Consider the following 304-nt stretch of genomic DNA (forward strand, 5'->3'; position numbering starts at 1 on the left):
TATTTGTCATGATAAAATAGATTAGTCCATTTTTCTTAAATCCTAGATCTTTATTCATCATGTAATATACTTGATGACTGATACAAACTTTAAAGGTTGGGTATCTACTATAATGCGTAATATCTTTATTAATAATTACCGTAAGAATGCCCGCGAACAAACCGGAGTTACAGCCGGATTAACAGAGCTCAACGATATGACATCGGGTTGGCAAGGATCCGAACTGATTATACTTCCCCCGGGCTGGAAACAACGCATGTACATGGATACTTTATCGCGGATATGGTTCTATGTAATTCATACT

General features: G+C 36.5%; 1 pseudogene. It reads left to right on the forward strand.

Features of this window, described 5'->3' with window-relative positions:
- Positions 1-73: 73 nt before the first annotated feature.
- A pseudogene (locus tag D0T85_RS23315) lies at positions 74-223 on the forward strand (RNA polymerase sigma factor); the annotation flags it as partial.
- Positions 224-304 lie beyond the last annotated feature (81 nt).

Origin of the sequence: Bacteroides sp. 519 (genome assembly GCF_010500955.1) — a bacterium.
Taxonomy (GTDB): domain Bacteria; phylum Bacteroidota; class Bacteroidia; order Bacteroidales; family Bacteroidaceae; genus Bacteroides.